Genomic DNA, 17,690 nt, shown 5'->3' with positions numbered 1-17,690 from the left:
GTAAGATGGCAACAGAATTAGCAGGAGGAAAAATGTTGTTAGCAGGGGAATGGGTCGAAAAATCAGACCAGATTGAAGTGTATAACCCTGAAAATAACGAAAAAATAGGCTCTGTTCCCGCTGGTACAGAGGAAGATGTGAAAAATGCTATTTCTTCGGCTAAGGATGGAGCTGAAATTGCTGCAAACTTGTCGGTGCGTGAAAGAATGGACATTTTAACCAAGGCAGCAGACTATATAGAAGATCACCTGGAAGACTTCGCCAGAACTATTGCCCTCGAGGGAAGTAAAACCATTAATGAAGCGAGAAGTGAAACCACCCGTGCAGCAGAAACAATCAGACTTAGCGCAGAAGAGGCCAGACGTTTGACGGGCGAGTCTATAAATTTCGATCAGATGCCGGGTAATACGGATAGGATGGGGTATTACTTTCGTTTTCCTGTAGGCATTATCGCTGCTATCACTCCATTTAATGATCCGCTGAATTTAATTGCCCATAAAATAGGCCCGGGGATTGCAGCAGGCAATGCGGTGATCATTAAACCTGCTACCGAAACTCCATTAAGCGCGGTCAAATTGGCAGAGGCCTTTGTAAGCGCAGGACTCCCGCCTAAAGTACTCAGTGTTATCACTGGACGTGCCAGAGATATTGGGGATGTTCTGATTGAAAGTAAAGATATAAATATGATCAGCTTTACCGGGGGAATGGAGACAGGAGAGAAAATAGCAAAAAAAGCCGGCCTTAAACGGCTTTCCATGGAACTCGGATCGAATTCCCCGGCGATTGTCCGCACAGATGCAGATTTACATCTTGCTGCCGCCTCCACCGTATCAGGTGCTTTTGCTGCTGCCGGTCAAAACTGTCTTTCCGTGCAGAGAATTTATGTGGAAGAGGGAGTATATGACTCCTTTAAAGATCTCTTTTTACAGAAAGTAAAAGAAGTGAAAACAGGAAATAAACTATCGGAAGCCACAGACATGGGTCCGCTTATCAATGAAAAAGAAGCTATCCGGGTAGAAGATTGGGTAAAGGAAGCAATCGATGCGGGAGCTCTCCTGCTTGCCGGAGGAAATAGGAACGGGGCCCATTATGAACCAACGGTGCTGGAAGAAGTTCCGAGTGACGCAACCATCGTTACAGAAGAAGTATTCGGTCCTGTGGTTCTTCTTTTCAACGTTAAAAATCTGGATGAAGCAATAGAACGAGCCAACGACGTAAATTACGGCCTTCAAGCCGGCATCTTTACCACTAATATTAATGCTGCTCTAAAAGCTTCCAGACGACTCCATGTCGGAGGAGTCATGATTAATGACAGCAGCGATTTCCGTATAGATGCGATGCCTTTTGGTGGAGTAAAAGGTTCAGGGCTGGGAAGAGAAGGAGTCGAGTATACCATTAAAGAAATGTCTGAAGAACGCATTGTAGCATTTAAACTAATAGATGAATAGGAAAGGCGCAAGCGCCCTGAACGAGGAAGTTCGGCTAAGAACGCCGCGTCTTGTGGCAACGCCGAACTGACCCGCTTCATGCGGACCTCTGATTGGCTGGGCGCTGACGCTGACTCTTGAAAACCCCCGAAATTTATACGTTCTCGTCTTCTAATAAAAGGAAGGGGGCTCTCCCAAAAAAGGGGTATTCCTTGCCTCAAACGATGGAAACTGGACGGGGGTTATGGGCACATATTCCGTATAGAAGCATGTTGTCGATGATAAGACCGGCAGGGCAGCTAAATGAAGGAATAAATGACCGTCCATCCGCCTCAGCACCACTTCCAATTAAGGGAGTTGTGATGCAGCCCTGCCTTTCCTATTCAAACAGTTAATTGGCGGAGAGGGGTGGAAATATGTTTTCCAATGAAGAATATTTATTGAGAATGAACCATACAAAACAAAAAATGATGGAATACGGGATCGAAGTACTTCTGGTTTCGAATCCATCCAACATGTTTTATCTAACTGGATATAATGCATGGTCCTTTTATGTACACCAGATTTTAGTAGTAATGATAGATGAAGAGCAGCCGATATGGATCGGGAGAGAAATGGATGCACACAGTGCACAGGTGACCACCTGGTTAGATGACAATCATATCATCCCCTATCCGGATGAATTTGTCCAATCCACTATTAAACACCCCATGGATTTTGTAGCTAACATATTAACAGAAATCGGGCAGGGCAACCGAAAAATTGGCCTTGAAATGGACGCCTTCTACTTTACAGCGATGTGTTATGAGCGTATCACCCAGGGACTTCCAAATGCGGAGTTCCGCAATTTTAGCACATTGGTAAATTGGGTAAGGTTAATCAAATCCGACAGTGAAATAGAATGCATGAAAAAAGCTTCCAGGATTCTGGAAAACGCCATGAATGCTGCCTATGACACAGCCGATATAGGAATCCGTGAAAATGATGTAGCGGCGGCTATATATCAGGCACAAATAAGCGGGACGGCAGATTTTGGCGGAGATTACACCTCCATAGTTCCGATGATTCCTTCCAATGAGAATACTGCAAGCCCCCATTTAACCTGGACAGACAAGAGATATGATTATGGTGATTATTTAACCATTGAAATAGCAGGGGCTTATAAAAGATATCACACGCCGATGGCCCGGACGATGGCTATTGGAGAGGCACCTGATAAAGTACGCGATTTAGCGGATGTAGTAGTGGAAGGAATAGAAACGACGATGGAACATATCAGACCGGGGATCACTGCCGAGGAAGTGGAAGACATTTGGAGCAAAACCATAGCAAAACGAGGGTATTTTAAAGAATCCCGACTTGGTTATTCAATTGGGTTAAGTTATCCTCCGGATTGGGGGGAACACACGGTTAGTTTCCGTAAAGGGGACCGGACAATCATGCAGCCGAATATGACCTTTCACTTAATGCCCGGTATCTGGCTTGATAATTATGGCGTGGAGATTACAGAATCCATCCGTATTACGGAGAACGGCTGTGAAACGTTTGCCAATGTTCCCCGGGAACTTTATATCAAGGATCCCTCCGAGGTGTCTTCGTTCACAACGTTTAATGGGGAAGAATCGGCTACCTGAACAATATTGCAATAGATGGGATAAAGCAAAAAACGAATGTTTCATCCTGCCTGTTATGAAGCAGCAATCGAAAGACGCACAAAATTTCCGAACGAGTCTGCTATAGAGCGTTCGGAAATTTTGTGTCTTGTGGTGTGGATTTGTCCCTCTCTTATGGAGAAAATAAGACCTTCCAATGGCTCGAAAATGGTTAAACATGATAGGATAAAGAAAGGCTGGCGGAAAGAAGGGAAACACGTGAAACATACATATTTAGGAGTCCTAGCCTTTAGTGCTGTGTTCCTGTACTTGATCAGTGTATTTTATTCTCCGCTGTGGATGGAGACGGCCTACAGGGGAATTGCAGCTCTGTTATTGTTTTTCTCCCTTTTTAGAATGCGTACATTAAATCGTATCGTAGTGGGGCTTCTTCTCCTGATTGGAAGCAGTCTTTTTTTATACTACAATACCTCCTTCTCCAATGTACTGCAGAGTTTTGGAGAAAATCTCAATTTAATTGGTCTGTTTTTGTTGATTCCATTCCTCGGAATACTGATGTCAGAAGCAGGTTATTTACAAGCCCTCCAAACGTTTTTTTTAGAAAGAGAGAAAAATCGGCCTTCTCATCCCTATCGAACAGGGTATCTGTTAACGGCGTCGATGGGCTCCATATTAAATCTTGGTTCCATGCCTCTGGTTTATAATATTGGATATGAAAGTTTTTCAACCTTTGAAAATAAGACATTCGGCCTGACGCTTTTAAGAGGATTTGGTTTTTGCATGCTGTGGTCTCCTTATTTTGTTAATGTTGGGCTGATTCTCATATTATATGATCTTTCCTGGAGTCAAATTGGCGGATACGGGCTTTTGCTGGCAGTCATATATACCATTATTGTATGGTGCTTTTTTCGTTTCACCCGATTTTCCAGGGAAGAATGGATTTCAAATAAGCAGCCGGTTCTTCAGAGTCGGGCAGCCATCAAACATTCTTTACACAGGCTATTAGCTTATATTATAATTCTGCTTCTGCTTTCTTTTCTCTTAGAACTGTCTCTACCCATTAACATGCTGACTTCGGTGTCTATTACCGCTCTTTTATACCCACTCTTATGGGCTGGGTGTACCGGTTTATTCCAAACCTATGTTCAGGGAGGAGTACAACACGTCTTATCTTCCTTTGACCGGTTGTATAATGAGATCGGAATATTTATAACTGCCGGCTTTTTTGGAGAAGCTCTTTCTCCAGCCAGGCCGGCGAATGGCTTTCTGTTGTTATGATGAAGGGGTCACACGGTATTATACCGATTTTGATTTTATTATTAATAGGAACAGCTATGCTTCTTGCCTTTGTCGGAATACACCCGGTTATTATCGTACTGGGACTGGGAAGCTCTTTAAACCCTGAACAGTTTGGGGTTCACCCGCCTTTTATGGGCCTTCTGTTATTAACCGCATGGATGATTGCCGTACAGATTTCTCCCTTTTCCGGATCTGTCTTGATGGCATCCAACCTTATGAAAGTATCTCCATGGAAGGTTATTCAAAAAAATGCTGTTTTCATTGGTTCCTTAACTATAGTGATGACGATTGTCTTAAGCATCATACACTGGCTTTCCCTATGATAAAGCTTGGAAACCAGACTTAGTACCGGGTAATAACATAATCAGGCAGATAGAAGGGGTAATATGAAACATTCTTCAGCGTTATGGTTGAATTATTTATTAGTCATTGCCGTTATGATGTTCTGGGGATTAAATGTCGTTGGATTGAAGATCCTCGTAGAATATATCGAACCAGCAAGCATGCAGGCCCTTCGGATTTTTACAGCTGGACTTGTCCTGATGGCCATTATAGGCATAAAAAAGGAATGGCGCCGATTTTCCTTCCACGAATGGAAACATATTGCCGTCGCCTCGTTGTTTGGCGTCATTCTGCACCATCTTTTTCTTGCTATTGGGCTAACTACTGCAACAGCAGTAAATACTTCCCTGATTATGGCACTTGTCCCGTTAACTACCTCTCTTCTGGCGATGATTCTGCTGGGAGATCCTGTCACGAAACTGCGGCTTTTAGGTGTGTTTTCAGGGTTAGCCGGGGTTTTTTTGATTACGGCGGCAGGGGCAGATGCTGAAGTCAGCGGATTTTCCAGCGGGGACTTCTTTGTATTTTTAGCTATGCTCGCACAAGCCGTAAGCTTTGTATATATAAAGAAAGCGACAAGTTCTATAGGGCCCCGGGAACTAACCGGATACATGTTTATCAGCGGGGCGGCGGGCCTGGTGATAATAAGCCTGATTCTGGAACCAAACGGTATATTATCAGCGTTTTCTGCACCGGCTTACGTATGGTGGATATTTATAGGTTCTGCGGTACTCGCTACTGCACTTGGTCATCAAATATTTAACAGTTCTATTCAAAAAATCGGAGCAGGAGAAACCGCCGTGTTTAATAATCTTGTCCCCTTCTTTGGTATGGTGAGTTCTGCTTATTTTTTAAACGAAACGGTTTATCCGGGCCAATTAGCTGGTTTTGTTTTTATCGTCATCGGGGTCCTCTGCGGAACGGGGTATATTGAGTATAAATGGCTGCAAAGACAAAGAAACCGGCCATCTTTGAAAAGAACCCGGTAACAGAAAGTCACGACGGACCGTGCTCTTTATTTTTTGGCGGGGGCACCGGATCCACCCCTCCAGGATGCAGAGGATGACATTTGCTGATTCTTTTTACTGTCAGCCACAGGCCTTTCCAGGGACCATGTGTTTCAATCGCTTCTTTTCCGTACTGGGAGCAGGTTGGGTAAAACCGGCAGGACGGAGGAGTGAAGGGCGAAATAAATGTGCGGTATCCTCGTATGATAAGCAGCAGCAATTTTTTCATTCCAATCGTCTCCTTATAATGCTTCATTGTCTCCATAACAGAAAAAAGCTGCGGTCCAATGGGAAGGACCCGCAGCTTTTTATTTAACTTACAAAGAATGTAGTTTTAGGTTGCAGAGTAGAGCGCAGTAGACTCATTTCTTCCTCGTTCAGTCGAATCATTGGAAGCCGTACATCTGCAGAGATAATACCCTGAAGCTCCAATGCCGCTTTAATCGGAGCAGGACTTGGAGCGATCGTAAATGTTTTCATAGTTGGGAGAAGTTCCCGGTGACGCTTGGAAGCATATTGCGGATGTCCGTGGACAAAGCTTTGCACCATCTCCTGCATTTCATTCCCAAGAACATGAGAGGCGACAGAAACGACTCCGGTCCCCCCGACAGCCATAATAGGGAGCGTCAATGTATCATCTCCACTGTAGAGGTGAAAATCTTCGGGGGTGTTCTCGATAATATAGGCAATGGCGTCCAAGTCTCCGCTAGCTTCTTTAACGGCCGTAATATTTTCAACGAACGAAAGCTCTACAATGGTTTCCGGATTTAAACCGGCAGCGCTGCGGCCGGGAATATTATACAGCATCACAGGTAAACGGGTGGATTCTGCAATTTTTTTAAAATGAAGATACATGCCTTCCTGAGAAGGTTTACTGTAATATGGCGTAACAAGCATAACTGCATCTACACCAGCCTGTTCTGCTTTTTTAGTAAGGTCGATAGAGGCCTTCGTGTTATTGCTGCCGGTTCCGGCAATAACAGGGACTCTCCCGTTGGCCGTCTTTACGACATGTTCAAACAGAGTTACTTTTTCTTCCACAGACAACGTCGGCGATTCTCCCGTTGTGCCAGCAACGACAAGACTGTCTGAGCCATTTGAAATAAGATGATTCACTAATTTTGTGACGGCACTGTAATCGACTTCCTCCTGTTCATCAAAAGGAGTTACCATCGCTGTGCTTATTCTTCCCACGTTCATTATTTCCATCACCCTCCGCATTAGATTAAAAAAATGTTATAACAGATGGATGAGGGCCTGTTTTTGCAACATGCTTTCGCGCACAAAAAGCAGCAATGGGAGGGTTCCCATTGCTGCATGAACGTTTCAGTTATAAACAGAACCGTTTATGCGTGAGATAGCCCTCCATATAACGTCACATCGCGATAACGTTATATGACAGTTTCGCATTTGTTCAATACGAAACCAGCTTCAAGCTTATGAGAAGCTTTCTGCTTCGGCAGTTTCCCCTTTCCGCAGTATTCAAAGGATCTCATGCTCCTCCTACTGCCTACTAATGGTCACTGCACCTCTAACCTCACTTCTAAATAGAAGCAGGATATATAATTGTTGTTACGTATAACTTTATCAAAGGACAGCCCGGAATGCAATTTATTTTTCCTATTTCTCGTAAAAATTAGGCGGGAGTGCAGAATATATGACCTCTGTCATTAATTTTTTTTAAAATCCATTTTATTTTAAGAGCTTTTTCCTTTATAATGGTGATTGGGAATAAACCATGCATGGGGGGCTGTCTGGAAATGTCTCAATTTCAGCAGATTGCACTAGAACTTCCAGAAGACTTATATTCTGAAATTGAGCACCTAACGGAAGAAGAGAAGGATTCTCTATTTCGTGAAGTGTTACAAGAGCAGATTGATCAAAGAAAAACATCTGATTTTCATAATCAAATGAAACAAGGTTATTTAGAAATGGCTCAAATTAATATGCAGCTATGTAAGGAATTTGAAGATGCAGAAGAGGAAGCTTTAAGGGAAGGAGAAAGATTAATTCATTCTCCAACATATGAATAAAGCTCTCCTGTTCGGCATATCCTGTTATTGGGACCGGTGAAGGAGGTGAATGGATGATTTGAGCGATACGAGTCATAATCATCACCAAACCAAAAAAGTTGTAAAGCGTGGAGACGTTTTTTTTGCTGATCTTTCACCGGTGGTTGGGTCGGAACAAGGCGGTGTGAGACCTGTGCTGATTATACAAAATGACATCGGCAACAGGTTTAGTCCAACCGTCATTGTGGCCGCCATTACAGCTCAGATAAAGAAAGCAAAACTGCCAACCCACGTGGAAATCGATGCGGACAAACACCGGTTTGACCGCGACAGTGTTATTCTGCTTGAACAGATCCGAACCATCGACAAACAGCGGTTAACCGACAAGATTACACACCTGGATGATGATACGATGGAACGGGTGAAAAAGGGGCTGGCTATTAGTCTCGGGGTGGAAGAATTATAAATAGGACAGCTTCATGAATCAGTCATACATATTTAACACAGAGCATGCCTTCTGTTTTTGGAAGGCATGCTTATTTTGGTACAATATTTTATACAATCGAGGCAAAGGAAGTGAGCGCGAGTGAATCCTGCAATAGAAACCATTCTTAACCACCGTTCCGTACGTAATTTTAAAAATGATCCGATTCCTGAATCAAATATTAATGAAATAATCCGTGCCGCACAGTCGGCTTCGACCTCAAGTTTTTTGCAGGCTTATTCTATTATCGGGGTCACCAGTCAAGAAAAAAAGGACAGGCTTGCTGCATTAGCCGGAGGACAGACGTATGTCTCGGAAAATGGTTATTTCTTTGTATTTTGCGCAGATTTGTCACGGCATCTAACGGCGGCCTCCGTCCATGAGCAGGATATTTCTGCTTCCGTGGAGAGCACGGAAGGTTTTATGGTGGCGGTGATTGACGCTGCCCTGGCAGCCCAAAATGCAGCTATCGCCGCGGAATCCATGGGTCTTGGAATATGTTATATCGGCGGCCTCCGAAATAACCTGGAAGCCGTAAGTTCTCTTCTGCAGACACCGGACAATGTGCTTCCATTATTCGGTATGGCGGTCGGATGGCCGGACTCCTATCAGGAACAGAAACCAAGATTACCTCAAACCGTCATTTTCCATGAGAATGAATACAATGAAATTAAACATGCCCAGCTCAGAGCGTATGATCAAACTATTTTCAACTACTATCGCAGCCGGGCCAATACAAAAAAAGAGATAACGTGGACCAGTCAGGTTTCTTCTGCCCTGGCAAAAAGCAAACGTCTGTATTTAAACAAATTCGTCCCACAAAAAGGATTTATGAAATAACTTCACCCCCTAAAATAAAAGTTCCGAACGATACATGGAAAAGTCGTTCGGGATTTTTTTATCCATCCAGCTGCTCTTCGTCAAATACCCCGCTTGGCGTAGGGACCGCTTAGTTAACAGGGGATTCGGCTCAGAGAGAGGGACATCTCCTAAAACCGCACACGTCCTGTGCCTACAGAGGGGAAAATCCAATTCCCTCCGGAAAAGTATGGATAAATCCATTTTAGAGTGGAGACCTCTCTTCTAATTGTGTGAAAATATGAAAAAATATGAGTTATTTTAAATAAATTATCAAAAATTCTGTTATAATGGAGATATAGAGGCACTGGCGGGCAAAGGGGAGGAACCAATGATGTGGAAAAAGGTAATAAAGTTTATCGTTATTGCCTCGTTACTATTTAGTCTTATTACAGTGTGGTCCATTGAAAACTGGTCGCAGACAGCACACGGAGAACTTCCATCTAAAACAGCGGTGGTGCTGCATGCCATCAACAATAATTTAGTGACACTCGATACAGATATAAAGGCTCCGGAGTTTTTATCGCCGGATGCTGCTAAAGATAAAAAAGTAACAATGAAAAGAACGGACACAACGATAGATGTTGGAAAAAATAACGACATTCCTGTCCGGATTTACAGGTATTCCAATGTCGAAAATGCCCCGGTTATTATGTATTATCACGGAGGAGCTTTTCTGGAAGGATACGGAAACCTGGAGTCCCATGATAATGTTATTCGATCCCTTGCGGCAAAGACTGGAGCCGTTGTAGTCAGCCCAGGCTACCGGGTAGCTCCGGAGTATGTTTTTCCTGCTGCGGTAGAAGACAGTTATAAAGCGTTGGAATGGGCCTTCCATCATGTTGAAAAATTTGGAGGGAATCCGGAAAAAATCGCGGTAGCCGGTGATAGTGCCGGAGGAAATCTTGCGGCTGTTACTGCCTTAAAATCGAGAGATCAAAACGGCCCGGAATTATTCGCTCAACTGCTGTTTTATCCGCTTACTACGTTTAAGGATACTAACTTTGAGTCACGAACAATGTATGACAGCGGCTATTATTTACTATCCCGTCAGGTCATGTTAAAGGCAAGGGAAGCCTATACCCCGGAGCAGAGCATGTGGCAGAACCCTTACACGTCTCCGTTGAACGCCCGAGATCTAAGCGATTTACCTCCGGCGTTGATTATTACGGCGGAATACGATCCGCTGCGCGACGAAGGAGAATTATACGGGGAAAAACTTCACGAAGCAGGCACTCCGGTGGAAACAGTGCGGTATAAGGGGGTCATGCATGGTTTTGTCTCTTTCTTTGAAATAATGACCAGTGGAAACAGCGCACTGCAGAATTCCGCGGAATTTTTACAAGAAGCAGACACGACGTCAGTGAAAGCAAAAAAAGAGTACAACGTAACCATCCAAAACGGCCCGTCAGGTTTTTCCCGTTTCAAAGAGGAAGCGGAAGCATTTGCGATAGGGGCATTTCTGGTCGGCAAAAGCACATTTAATAGAATGATGAAATAGAAAGAGTTTATGGGGATCCAAAAACCCCGAACGAGCTTCCCAAGAATCGTTCGGGGTTTTTTCATCTTTTGATGGTTTTGTCCCAAATTCTTTTTAATGAAAGGCGAGGAAGGTTCTCAAAGGTAAATGCATCAGACGGTTCTTAGGCAGCAATCTTCCTGATGTTGGTTTAACAAAGGAACAGGGTGTGATTATAACACAAATATTAAGCATTACAGTCCATATATAAGCCTGAAACGTTTTCAGATGGAAAGAGACCCATATACATCGAAAATAAATGCAAAAACTTTTAATTACTCTATTTTCTTTTTAATTATCATGTGATACACTACTCATTGGAAATCGACAGAACGGTTTCATGACCGCTGTGGCGGGAGTAGAAAAAAAGAAGTGGAGGGAGGCTTTCAAATGTTGAAGGCAATGAAACAAAAGCTGGACCAAAAAAGAGTACTCTGGGCTGAAGGAACAGCGCAGCGAATAGAAGAATATGCAGAAAAGGAACGTCAGGAATCTATAAGAAAAATGAAAAGAGAAGAGGAAACCAACCATTTACTGCATCAAGAAATTGAAAAATATTTGCACACCATTCATCCTTCCTTTTTATTAAATCCTGATGTGGCCCGGGCTCTTCATAATAGATTGCTTGCCCGCTCTGAAGAGAAGTTTTCTTTTTCGCTGCATGTCACTAGTGAAATCCGCCTTGCCCTTGATTTTTATCATTCGGATTTATCCATTTTTATTCGTCTATTAGAGAAAAAAGGCTTTCAGCTGAAAGGAAACGAAGAACGGTTTTTGACAGCCCTGTTAAATAAATTGAGTGAAAACAATTACCGTTTCTATCTGGAACGCTACGGGGATTTTGTAAATAATGCAGATACATTGGAAGACGCTGTCTGCAAATATTTAGAAAAAGCAGAGGACAAGAAAAAATATGAAAGCGGCCGATTCGATTTTCTTATCAAATACTTGATTAATAAAGAATTGCTGGCCCCTGACTGCACTAAAAAGCAAGTGAAAAAGCTGGTGAAATCTTTAGAGAAAAAGCATGCGGAAGATTATAAAGTCACCCGTTTGGAGAAAAGAATGGGAGAAATCGGCTGATAAAAAAGGCAGGACGCTGGAGACATCCAGGCGCTGCCTTTTTTTCGCGCATTGGACGGAAAATATGGATACAAAATACTTTTCGTATGGGGTCCCCTGTGGGAAAATAAAAACAGCGGTTATTATATGTCTGGAGGGAGAGAGATGAAGAAAGAAATGCCCGCTTTCTTTATAGAGAAAATCCAGGAAGCCAAAGAACAGTTTGAGCGGACCATTGACTGTAAACACACAGAATTTGATGACCTTTACCCGTATATGAACGAACAGCCCCAATTTTTCTGGTACAAACGATATGTAGCCTGGCAGGAGCTGCTTACGACGATAAGACTTGCTGAAGAATTGGAAGTGGATTGGCGGGAGGAATTCCAAAGCTCCCAAATCACATTTATTGAAAATAAGGTGCTCGATGCAAAAGTACTGGATGAATGGTACGGGAAAAAACGGACAGAGGCGTAAAAAACCGGGTGAAGGCCACCCGGTTTTTTATACCCGGGAAAGACCGGGTTTTAAAATATAAGATGAGCACAGCCTATAATAACAGGCAGTGTAATAATAGTTCGTTCCAAAAAGATAAGGACCAGATCTGAAAATTTGATCGGGAGCTTCGAAGCAAGCAGCAATCCTCCAACTTCGGACATATAAATGAGCTGGGTGACAGATAAAGCCGCTATCACGAAACGGGTCAGTTCACTTTCAATATCTCCGCCTAAGATGGAAGGCAGCAGCATATCAGCAAAGCCAACCAGCATCGTCTGAGAAGCTTCTACTGCCTCAGGTACCTGCAGCAGTTGTAGCAGCGGGACAAAAGGAGTTCCAATGAGTGCGAAAAACGGCGTATGTTCAGCAATTACGACGGCGATGGTCCCCAATGCCATCACCACCGGAATCACTCCAACCCACATATCGAGAACGTTTTTCAAGCCTCCACGCAGGACAGAAAGAACGTCGTGCCGGACAGCTTTTTTAGATGCTTCCTGCAGCCCCCATTGAAAAACATTCATGGAAGACGGACGGGATCGTTCAACTTCTTTGGCAGAGGATTCATAATACTCATCTTTTTTCCATAATAATGGCGGTATTCTTGGAATAATCAGAGCAGCTATAAAACCGGCAGCTACAATGGTCCCGTAATAAGGAAGAATGTATGATGTCAGTCCCAAATCCGATAGAATAACAATGCTGAAAGTAATCGACACCACGGAAAAAGTAGTCCCAATCACGGCAGCCTCTCGTTTGGAATAATACCCCTGCTCATACTGCTGATTGGTTAATAAAACCCCTATTGTACCGTCTCCGAGCCAGGAGGCAGCACAATCAATGGAAGATCGTCCCGGAAGAGTGAAAAGAGGACGCATGATGGGGGAAAATACAGCCCCGCAGAATTCCAGCAATCCAAAGTTCAATAAAAAGGGAAGAAACAGCCCTGCAAATAAAAATACCGTGATCAACAAAGGGATGAGAGACTCCAGCAATAACCCTCCGGTTGCACCGGAGATAAGCCATTCCGGTCCTATGTTAAACAAGACCAGGATGGAAAAAATGAATCCCAGGATACGAATAATCAGCCAGGCTGTATTCACTTCAAACAAGGATTGAAGCAGATCAGAAGAGGGCGGTCGGCTTCTGGCACGAAACGAACCAGCTACGGCAACACCCATAAACAGCGCGGCAGCGCCAGGGAGAATAGGACCGGCCAATCCTTCAAGCGTATTTGCCAGGACAGCTACCGGAATCGTAATTTCTCCGTCCACTTGTATCGGAATCATAAACAGGAATATTCCGATAAAGGAAAACAAAAGAAAACGGGGAATGGAGCGTTCCTCAGAGTTGTTTAATTGATCATTCATTGTCCCACCTCGTTCGATAAATTTACTTTCAAAAAATTATACAAACCCAATGCTAAACGCATAAATACATAATTCTTTGTATAAATTTTCAAAGCTAATTATAAAATAGATAAAAGCAGGAAACAATAAAATAAATTATTTTCAAATAATTATGAGGAAACAATACTATTTAGACCATTTCGCAGCTCATTTAAATTAGAAATTTCCTGGTGAAAGGAAATATCAGCCGCAGCTTCTTTCCCCTCCCGATTAAGCCAAATACTTGAAACACCGGACCGGTTTGCCCCGTCTATATCTGTAAACAAATTGTCCCCGATCATCACTGCCTCCGAGGCATCGATATCCAACAGCTTTAATGCATGGTAAAAGATGGACGGATCTGGTTTTCCAAACCCAAAAGCCCCGGATATTACTATGTAGTCAAAGTACGGGACAAGCTGCGGGGTCATGTCAAGTTTTGTATTCTGCAGCGACGGAGCCCCGTTTGTTAAAAGCAGCAGCTGATAGTCATCTTTCAACTCGGATAAAACCTCAAACGTCTCGGGATAAATAAAAGGAAGCTTTTTCCGGTGATAAGGGAAACGAACGGCCAGCTGTTTTCCCAGGTCTTTATTTTCCACCCCGTGTTCTCGCAGTGCTTGTATCCAGGTCTGTTCTTGATAAGCAGGCATTTCTTGATGCATAGTTTGGAAACCAACGTTGATTTTATCCGGAAATGTTCCCCATAGGCCTTCAAAGGGATTAATCCCGATTTTTTTTGTGAATGGGTAAGATTCATAGTTCTGATATAACGCAGCAGCTGTTTTCCGTACAGTATTTTCAAAGGATTCCGCCGGGATACCAGCCGCTTGTTCCGCTTCCAGGCATACTGCCCTTAACGCTTCTTTGACACTTTTTTTGTCCCACAGAAGGGTATCGTCAAGATCAAACATTAGAGCCTTAATCATACTTTTTCTCCTTTCTCATTTTCTCCCCGTTATTATACCTCTCTATAGGTCAGGAAGCATTAAAGAATTTTAAACTTACACTTTTATTATGGTGGAATTGTTGTACAATAACATTAGTATTTCATTTCAGCATCCAGAAGACCCCAAAAATTTTTTAAACTATTTTTATACCTGGTTTCTACATATTTATATGTATCTGGATTACGTGTTATATTTATGTGCGGAGCTTTTGAGAAGCATGTATCCTCATGTTAAAATACAATGGAACGTAAACAAATTGTCAAAAATCAGGTGTAAATGGTGAGAGGGGTGAGTGGAAAAATAGCGTAAATTGCATACGATGTCTTCGGGGAATTACATATTTTTTCCAAAATCCAACTATCACTTACCATTTGGAGGTATAGCCAGATGAGCAAAAACACAGCCAAGCAAGAACCATGGCAGGAATTTTTTGGTCCAAACCTTGGCTATTTAATGGACCTTTATGAAGAATACAAAAATAATCCGGAAACTTTGGATGAAGAAACGCGGGAGTGGTTTGACCAATACGGGGCGCCGGAAATCGGAAAAACGCATACGAATGGCGCTGCAGCTCCACTCCCTAGTGCTTCAGGCGAGATGGACATGGCTAAAAAAGTGGCAGCTGCCGTGAAGCTGACAGATAATATTAGAATTCACGGCCATCTGTCTGCCGACGTTAATCCCTTGCAAGAGCCGGGAGGAGAAACTTCGTTTTTAAAGATTGACGAATACGGATTGACGGAAGAAGATTTGAGACAGCTTCCTGTAGAAATGATTTGTCCGGATGCGCCTGATGATATTAAAGACGGTTTCGAAGCAATTAATCATTTAAAGGAAATGTATACCCGCTCCATTGCTTTTGAGTTTGATCACGTTCATGATGTGGAAGAACATCAATGGTTGAACAAACAAGTGGAGACCGGGCATATTTATCGTTCGCTGTCGGATGAAAAACGGAAAAAAGCACTGCAGAGTCTAACGGATGTGGAAAGTTTTGAACAGTTTGTCCATAAAACATTTGTAGGACAGAAACGATTTTCGATTGAAGGGGTCGATACCCTTGTCCCAATGCTGGATGATTTCTCCCAGGATGCTATTCAGGACGGGGCGCGCCATGTCATGATCGGCATGGCCCACCGCGGACGACTGAGTGTATTGGCCCATGTACTGGGCAAACCATACGATCTGATTTTCTCTGAATTTCAACATGCTCCAAACAAAGACCTGGTTCCTTCGGAAGGGTCCATCGGGATTAACTATGGCTGGACAGGAGACGTAAAATATCACCTTGGCGCTCATAAAAAAGTAGAACACGAATCGTTTGACTCTCGTATTACCCTTGCAAACAACCCGAGCCATCTTGAGTATGTGAACCCCGTAGTCGAAGGATATGCGAGAGCAGCACAAGATGACAGTTCGAATGCGGGATTTCCGCAGCAGGATACATCGAAAGCGGTTGCCGTTCTTATTCATGGGGATGCAGCATTTCCCGGCGAAGGCATTGTAACGGAAACCCTGAATATGAGCCGGCTGAAAGGGTATCAAACCGGCGGAACGCTGCATGTTATTGCCAATAATCAGCTTGGTTTTACGACCGACACCCATGATTCCAGATCCACTACTTATGCCAGCGATCCCGCAAAAGGTTATGAAATCCCGATTGTTCATGTGAATGCGGATGATCCGGATGCCTGTATGGCAGCGGTCAAACTTGCCTATGAATACCGCACTCGTTTTAGTAAGGACTTCTTGATTGATTTGATTGGGTACCGCAGGTTTGGGCATAACGAAATGGATGAACCGGTAGCTACTCAGCCTTATATGTATGATGTTATTAAACAACACTCCAGGGTCAGGGAAGTATATGCCAATGAACTGGTGAAAGACAATGTACTGAGTGAAGACGAAGCTTCGGAAATGAAAGAAAATGCAGATCAACTATTGTCCTCCCAGTATGAAAAAGTGGCTGATATTGATAAGGAAGAACCGGCGGAAGAAGAAATTCCGGAAGAAGTGGAAAGAAGACTTCCTGTCGTCGACACCTCCTTTGATGCCGGCCGGTTAAAACAGATTAACCAGGAGTTAATTACGTGGCCGGAAGGTTTCAGTGTATTTCCTAAACTAAAAAAGATTCTGGAACGAAGAGAAGGTGCGCTTGAAGAGGGTGGAAAAATAGACTGGGCCCACGCCGAAACACTTGCCTACGCAACGGTTATTTCAGAAGGAACGCCAGTTCGTCTAACCGGGCAGGATACTCAAAGAGGAACATTTGCCCACCGTCATCTAGTCCTCCATGATTACCAGAACGGGGATATTTATTCTCCGCTTCACACATTATCAAGTGCGCAGGCTTCTTTTGCTATTTATAACAGTCCGTTATCGGAAGCTTCCATTGTTGGATTCGAATACGGATATAATGTTCATGAACCGACAACTCTTGTATTATGGGAAGCCCAGTTTGGTGATTTTGCCAATGCGGCCCAGGTTATCTTTGATCAGTTTGTTTCAGCCGGGCGTGCCAAATGGGGACAGAAATCAGGGATTGTCTTCCTGCTTCCTCATGCTTATGAAGGACAGGGGCCGGAGCATTCCAGCGCGCGACTGGAACGTTTCTTAACCCTCGCAGCGGAGAATAACTGGAATGTGGCCAACCTGACTAGCTCTGCCCAGTATTTCCATCTTTTGCGCAGACAGGCGGCAACTTTAGGGACAGAAGAAATGCGTCCGCTCGTATTAATGACTCCGAAAAGTCTACTGCGGAACCAAAATGTGGCATCCTCTCCAGACGAATTAACAAACGACCATTTTCATGCCGTCTTGGAAGAACCCTTAACCGGTTTCAATAAAGAGAACGTCACACGCTTCATTTTTGCTTCCGGCAAAGTTGCTGTAGATTTACATGAAGCACTTGATGAAGAAAATGTACCGGATTGGCTTCACATTATACGGGTAGAGGAATTATATCCGTTTCCAGGGGAGGAGATCCAAACTATAATAAAAGATTATCCTAATGTTAATGAGTTTAAGTGGGTCCAGGAAGAACCTAAAAATATGGGGGCATGGAGTTATATCCAGCCGCTGCTGCGCAGCATCGCGCCGGAAAAAGTGAAGACAGAGTATATTGGAAGAAAACGGCGTTCCAGTCCATCAGAAGGGGATCCAAAAGCGCACAAAAAGGAACAGAGCCGTATCTTAAACAATGCATTGACAGGAAAAGAATAAGGAGGACTC

General features: G+C 43.5%; 16 protein-coding genes and 1 riboswitch. Of the genes, 12 read left to right on the top strand and 4 right to left on the bottom strand.

Features of this window, described 5'->3' with window-relative positions; all coding sequences use genetic code 11:
* Positions 1 to 5 precede the first annotated feature (5 nt).
* The 5 genes from G475_RS0108345 to G475_RS0108325 all read left to right on the top strand — a co-directional run bounded on the left by G475_RS0108345 (position 6) and on the right by G475_RS0108325 (position 5,670).
* On the top strand, positions 6 to 1,448 hold the full coding sequence (locus G475_RS0108345; RefSeq protein ID WP_026700887.1) for an aldehyde dehydrogenase family protein: 1,443 nt from the start codon (positions 6 to 8) through the stop codon (positions 1,446 to 1,448).
* 395 nt (positions 1,449 to 1,843) lie between these two features.
* Positions 1,844 to 3,061: a M24 family metallopeptidase gene (locus G475_RS24565; RefSeq protein WP_051302334.1), complete on the top strand. Its 1,218-nt coding sequence runs from the start codon at positions 1,844 to 1,846 to the stop codon at positions 3,059 to 3,061.
* A 237-nt stretch (positions 3,062 to 3,298) separates the two neighbouring features.
* The gene (locus G475_RS0108335) at positions 3,299 to 4,318 is read left to right on the top strand and encodes a hypothetical protein (RefSeq protein WP_156911656.1); all 1,020 of its coding nucleotides are present in this window, start codon (positions 3,299 to 3,301) and stop codon (positions 4,316 to 4,318) included.
* Entirely contained in the window at positions 4,315 to 4,662 is a 348-nt protein-coding gene (locus G475_RS0108330) for a hypothetical protein (RefSeq protein WP_156911655.1), read from the top strand. Before G475_RS0108335 ends, G475_RS0108330 begins: the two co-directional genes overlap by 4 nt.
* A gap of 63 nt (positions 4,663 to 4,725) precedes the next feature.
* Complete coding sequence (locus tag G475_RS0108325; protein ID WP_026700884.1) at positions 4,726 to 5,670, top strand: DMT family transporter; 945 nt, start codon at positions 4,726 to 4,728, stop codon at positions 5,668 to 5,670.
* A 7-nt stretch (positions 5,671 to 5,677) separates the two neighbouring features.
* Here the strand turns inward: G475_RS0108325 and yidD are convergent, their stop codons facing one another.
* Positions 5,678 to 5,917, bottom strand: coding sequence for a membrane protein insertion efficiency factor YidD (gene yidD / locus G475_RS0108320; protein ID WP_026700883.1), 240 nt, complete (start codon positions 5,915 to 5,917; stop codon positions 5,678 to 5,680).
* Between the two features lie 83 nt (positions 5,918 to 6,000).
* Positions 6,001 to 6,888: a 4-hydroxy-tetrahydrodipicolinate synthase gene (gene dapA, locus G475_RS0108315; RefSeq protein ID WP_026700882.1), complete on the bottom strand. Its 888-nt coding sequence runs from the start codon at positions 6,886 to 6,888 to the stop codon at positions 6,001 to 6,003.
* A gap of 150 nt (positions 6,889 to 7,038) precedes the next feature.
* Positions 7,039 to 7,230: riboswitch (Lysine riboswitch) on the bottom strand.
* Positions 7,231 to 7,448: 218 nt separating this feature from the next.
* Here dapA and G475_RS0108305 point away from each other — a divergent pair.
* The 6 genes from G475_RS0108305 (at position 7,449) to G475_RS0108280 (ending at position 12,100) form a co-directional block, all read left to right on the top strand.
* The gene (locus G475_RS0108305) at positions 7,449 to 7,721 is read left to right on the top strand and encodes a hypothetical protein (protein ID WP_026700881.1); all 273 of its coding nucleotides are present in this window, start codon (positions 7,449 to 7,451) and stop codon (positions 7,719 to 7,721) included.
* A 49-nt stretch (positions 7,722 to 7,770) separates the two neighbouring features.
* A complete protein-coding gene (locus G475_RS0108300; protein WP_051302331.1) occupies positions 7,771 to 8,166 on the top strand; it encodes a type II toxin-antitoxin system PemK/MazF family toxin in 396 nt (131 codons plus the stop codon).
* Between the two features lie 120 nt (positions 8,167 to 8,286).
* A complete protein-coding gene (gene nfsA / locus G475_RS0108295; RefSeq protein ID WP_026700879.1) occupies positions 8,287 to 9,024 on the top strand; it encodes an oxygen-insensitive NADPH nitroreductase in 738 nt (245 codons plus the stop codon).
* A 349-nt stretch (positions 9,025 to 9,373) separates the two neighbouring features.
* Positions 9,374 to 10,543, top strand: coding sequence for an alpha/beta hydrolase (locus tag G475_RS0108290; protein WP_169728514.1), 1,170 nt, complete (start codon positions 9,374 to 9,376; stop codon positions 10,541 to 10,543).
* Positions 10,544 to 10,951: 408 nt separating this feature from the next.
* Positions 10,952 to 11,644: a hypothetical protein gene (locus G475_RS0108285; RefSeq protein ID WP_026700877.1), complete on the top strand. Its 693-nt coding sequence runs from the start codon at positions 10,952 to 10,954 to the stop codon at positions 11,642 to 11,644.
* 144 nt (positions 11,645 to 11,788) lie between these two features.
* Positions 11,789 to 12,100: a hypothetical protein gene (locus G475_RS0108280; protein ID WP_156911654.1), complete on the top strand. Its 312-nt coding sequence runs from the start codon at positions 11,789 to 11,791 to the stop codon at positions 12,098 to 12,100.
* Positions 12,101 to 12,150: 50 nt separating this feature from the next.
* Here the strand turns inward: G475_RS0108280 and G475_RS0108275 are convergent, their stop codons facing one another.
* Positions 12,151 to 13,491, bottom strand: a complete 1,341-nt coding sequence (locus G475_RS0108275) for a YjiH family protein (protein WP_026700875.1) — start codon at positions 13,489 to 13,491, stop codon at positions 12,151 to 12,153.
* Positions 13,492 to 13,640: 149 nt separating this feature from the next.
* Positions 13,641 to 14,438, bottom strand: a complete 798-nt coding sequence (locus G475_RS0108270; RefSeq protein WP_026700874.1) for an HAD family hydrolase — start codon at positions 14,436 to 14,438, stop codon at positions 13,641 to 13,643.
* 408 nt (positions 14,439 to 14,846) lie between these two features.
* Here G475_RS0108270 and G475_RS0108260 point away from each other — a divergent pair, with 408 nt between their 5' ends.
* Positions 14,847 to 17,681, top strand: a complete 2,835-nt coding sequence (locus tag G475_RS0108260; RefSeq protein ID WP_026700872.1) for a 2-oxoglutarate dehydrogenase E1 component — start codon at positions 14,847 to 14,849, stop codon at positions 17,679 to 17,681.
* The last annotated feature ends 9 nt before the right edge of the window (positions 17,682 to 17,690 follow it).

Source organism: Salibacterium aidingense DSM 18341 (assembly GCF_000429685.1).
GTDB classification, from domain to species: domain Bacteria; phylum Bacillota; class Bacilli; order Bacillales; family Marinococcaceae; genus Salibacterium; species Salibacterium aidingense.
The sequence above is the reverse complement of the archived record's forward strand: the minus strand, read 5'-3'. Positions and strand labels throughout refer to the sequence as shown.

Bases quoted from the DNA above. Each gene is read 5' to 3' on its own strand.
- G475_RS0108285 (WP_026700877.1), top strand. From the start codon at position 10,952: ATGTTGAAGGCAATGAAACAAAAGCTGGACCAAAAAAGAGTACTCTGG.
- yidD (WP_026700883.1), bottom strand. From the start codon at position 5,917: ATGAAAAAATTGCTGCTGCTTATCATACGAGGATACCGCACATTTATT.
- G475_RS0108345 (WP_026700887.1), top strand. From the start codon at position 6: ATGGCAACAGAATTAGCAGGAGGAAAAATGTTGTTAGCAGGGGAATGG.
- G475_RS0108305 (WP_026700881.1), top strand. From the start codon at position 7,449: ATGTCTCAATTTCAGCAGATTGCACTAGAACTTCCAGAAGACTTATAT.
- G475_RS24565 (WP_051302334.1), top strand. From the start codon at position 1,844: ATGTTTTCCAATGAAGAATATTTATTGAGAATGAACCATACAAAACAA.
- G475_RS0108330 (WP_156911655.1), top strand. From the start codon at position 4,315: ATGATGAAGGGGTCACACGGTATTATACCGATTTTGATTTTATTATTA.
- dapA (WP_026700882.1), bottom strand. From the start codon at position 6,888: ATGAACGTGGGAAGAATAAGCACAGCGATGGTAACTCCTTTTGATGAA.
- G475_RS0108275 (WP_026700875.1), bottom strand. From the start codon at position 13,491: ATGAATGATCAATTAAACAACTCTGAGGAACGCTCCATTCCCCGTTTT.
- G475_RS0108290 (WP_169728514.1), top strand. From the start codon at position 9,374: ATGATGTGGAAAAAGGTAATAAAGTTTATCGTTATTGCCTCGTTACTA.
- G475_RS0108280 (WP_156911654.1), top strand. From the start codon at position 11,789: ATGAAGAAAGAAATGCCCGCTTTCTTTATAGAGAAAATCCAGGAAGCC.
- G475_RS0108270 (WP_026700874.1), bottom strand. From the start codon at position 14,438: ATGATTAAGGCTCTAATGTTTGATCTTGACGATACCCTTCTGTGGGAC.
- G475_RS0108300 (WP_051302331.1), top strand. From the start codon at position 7,771: ATGGATGATTTGAGCGATACGAGTCATAATCATCACCAAACCAAAAAA.
- G475_RS0108260 (WP_026700872.1), top strand. From the start codon at position 14,847: ATGAGCAAAAACACAGCCAAGCAAGAACCATGGCAGGAATTTTTTGGT.
- G475_RS0108325 (WP_026700884.1), top strand. From the start codon at position 4,726: ATGAAACATTCTTCAGCGTTATGGTTGAATTATTTATTAGTCATTGCC.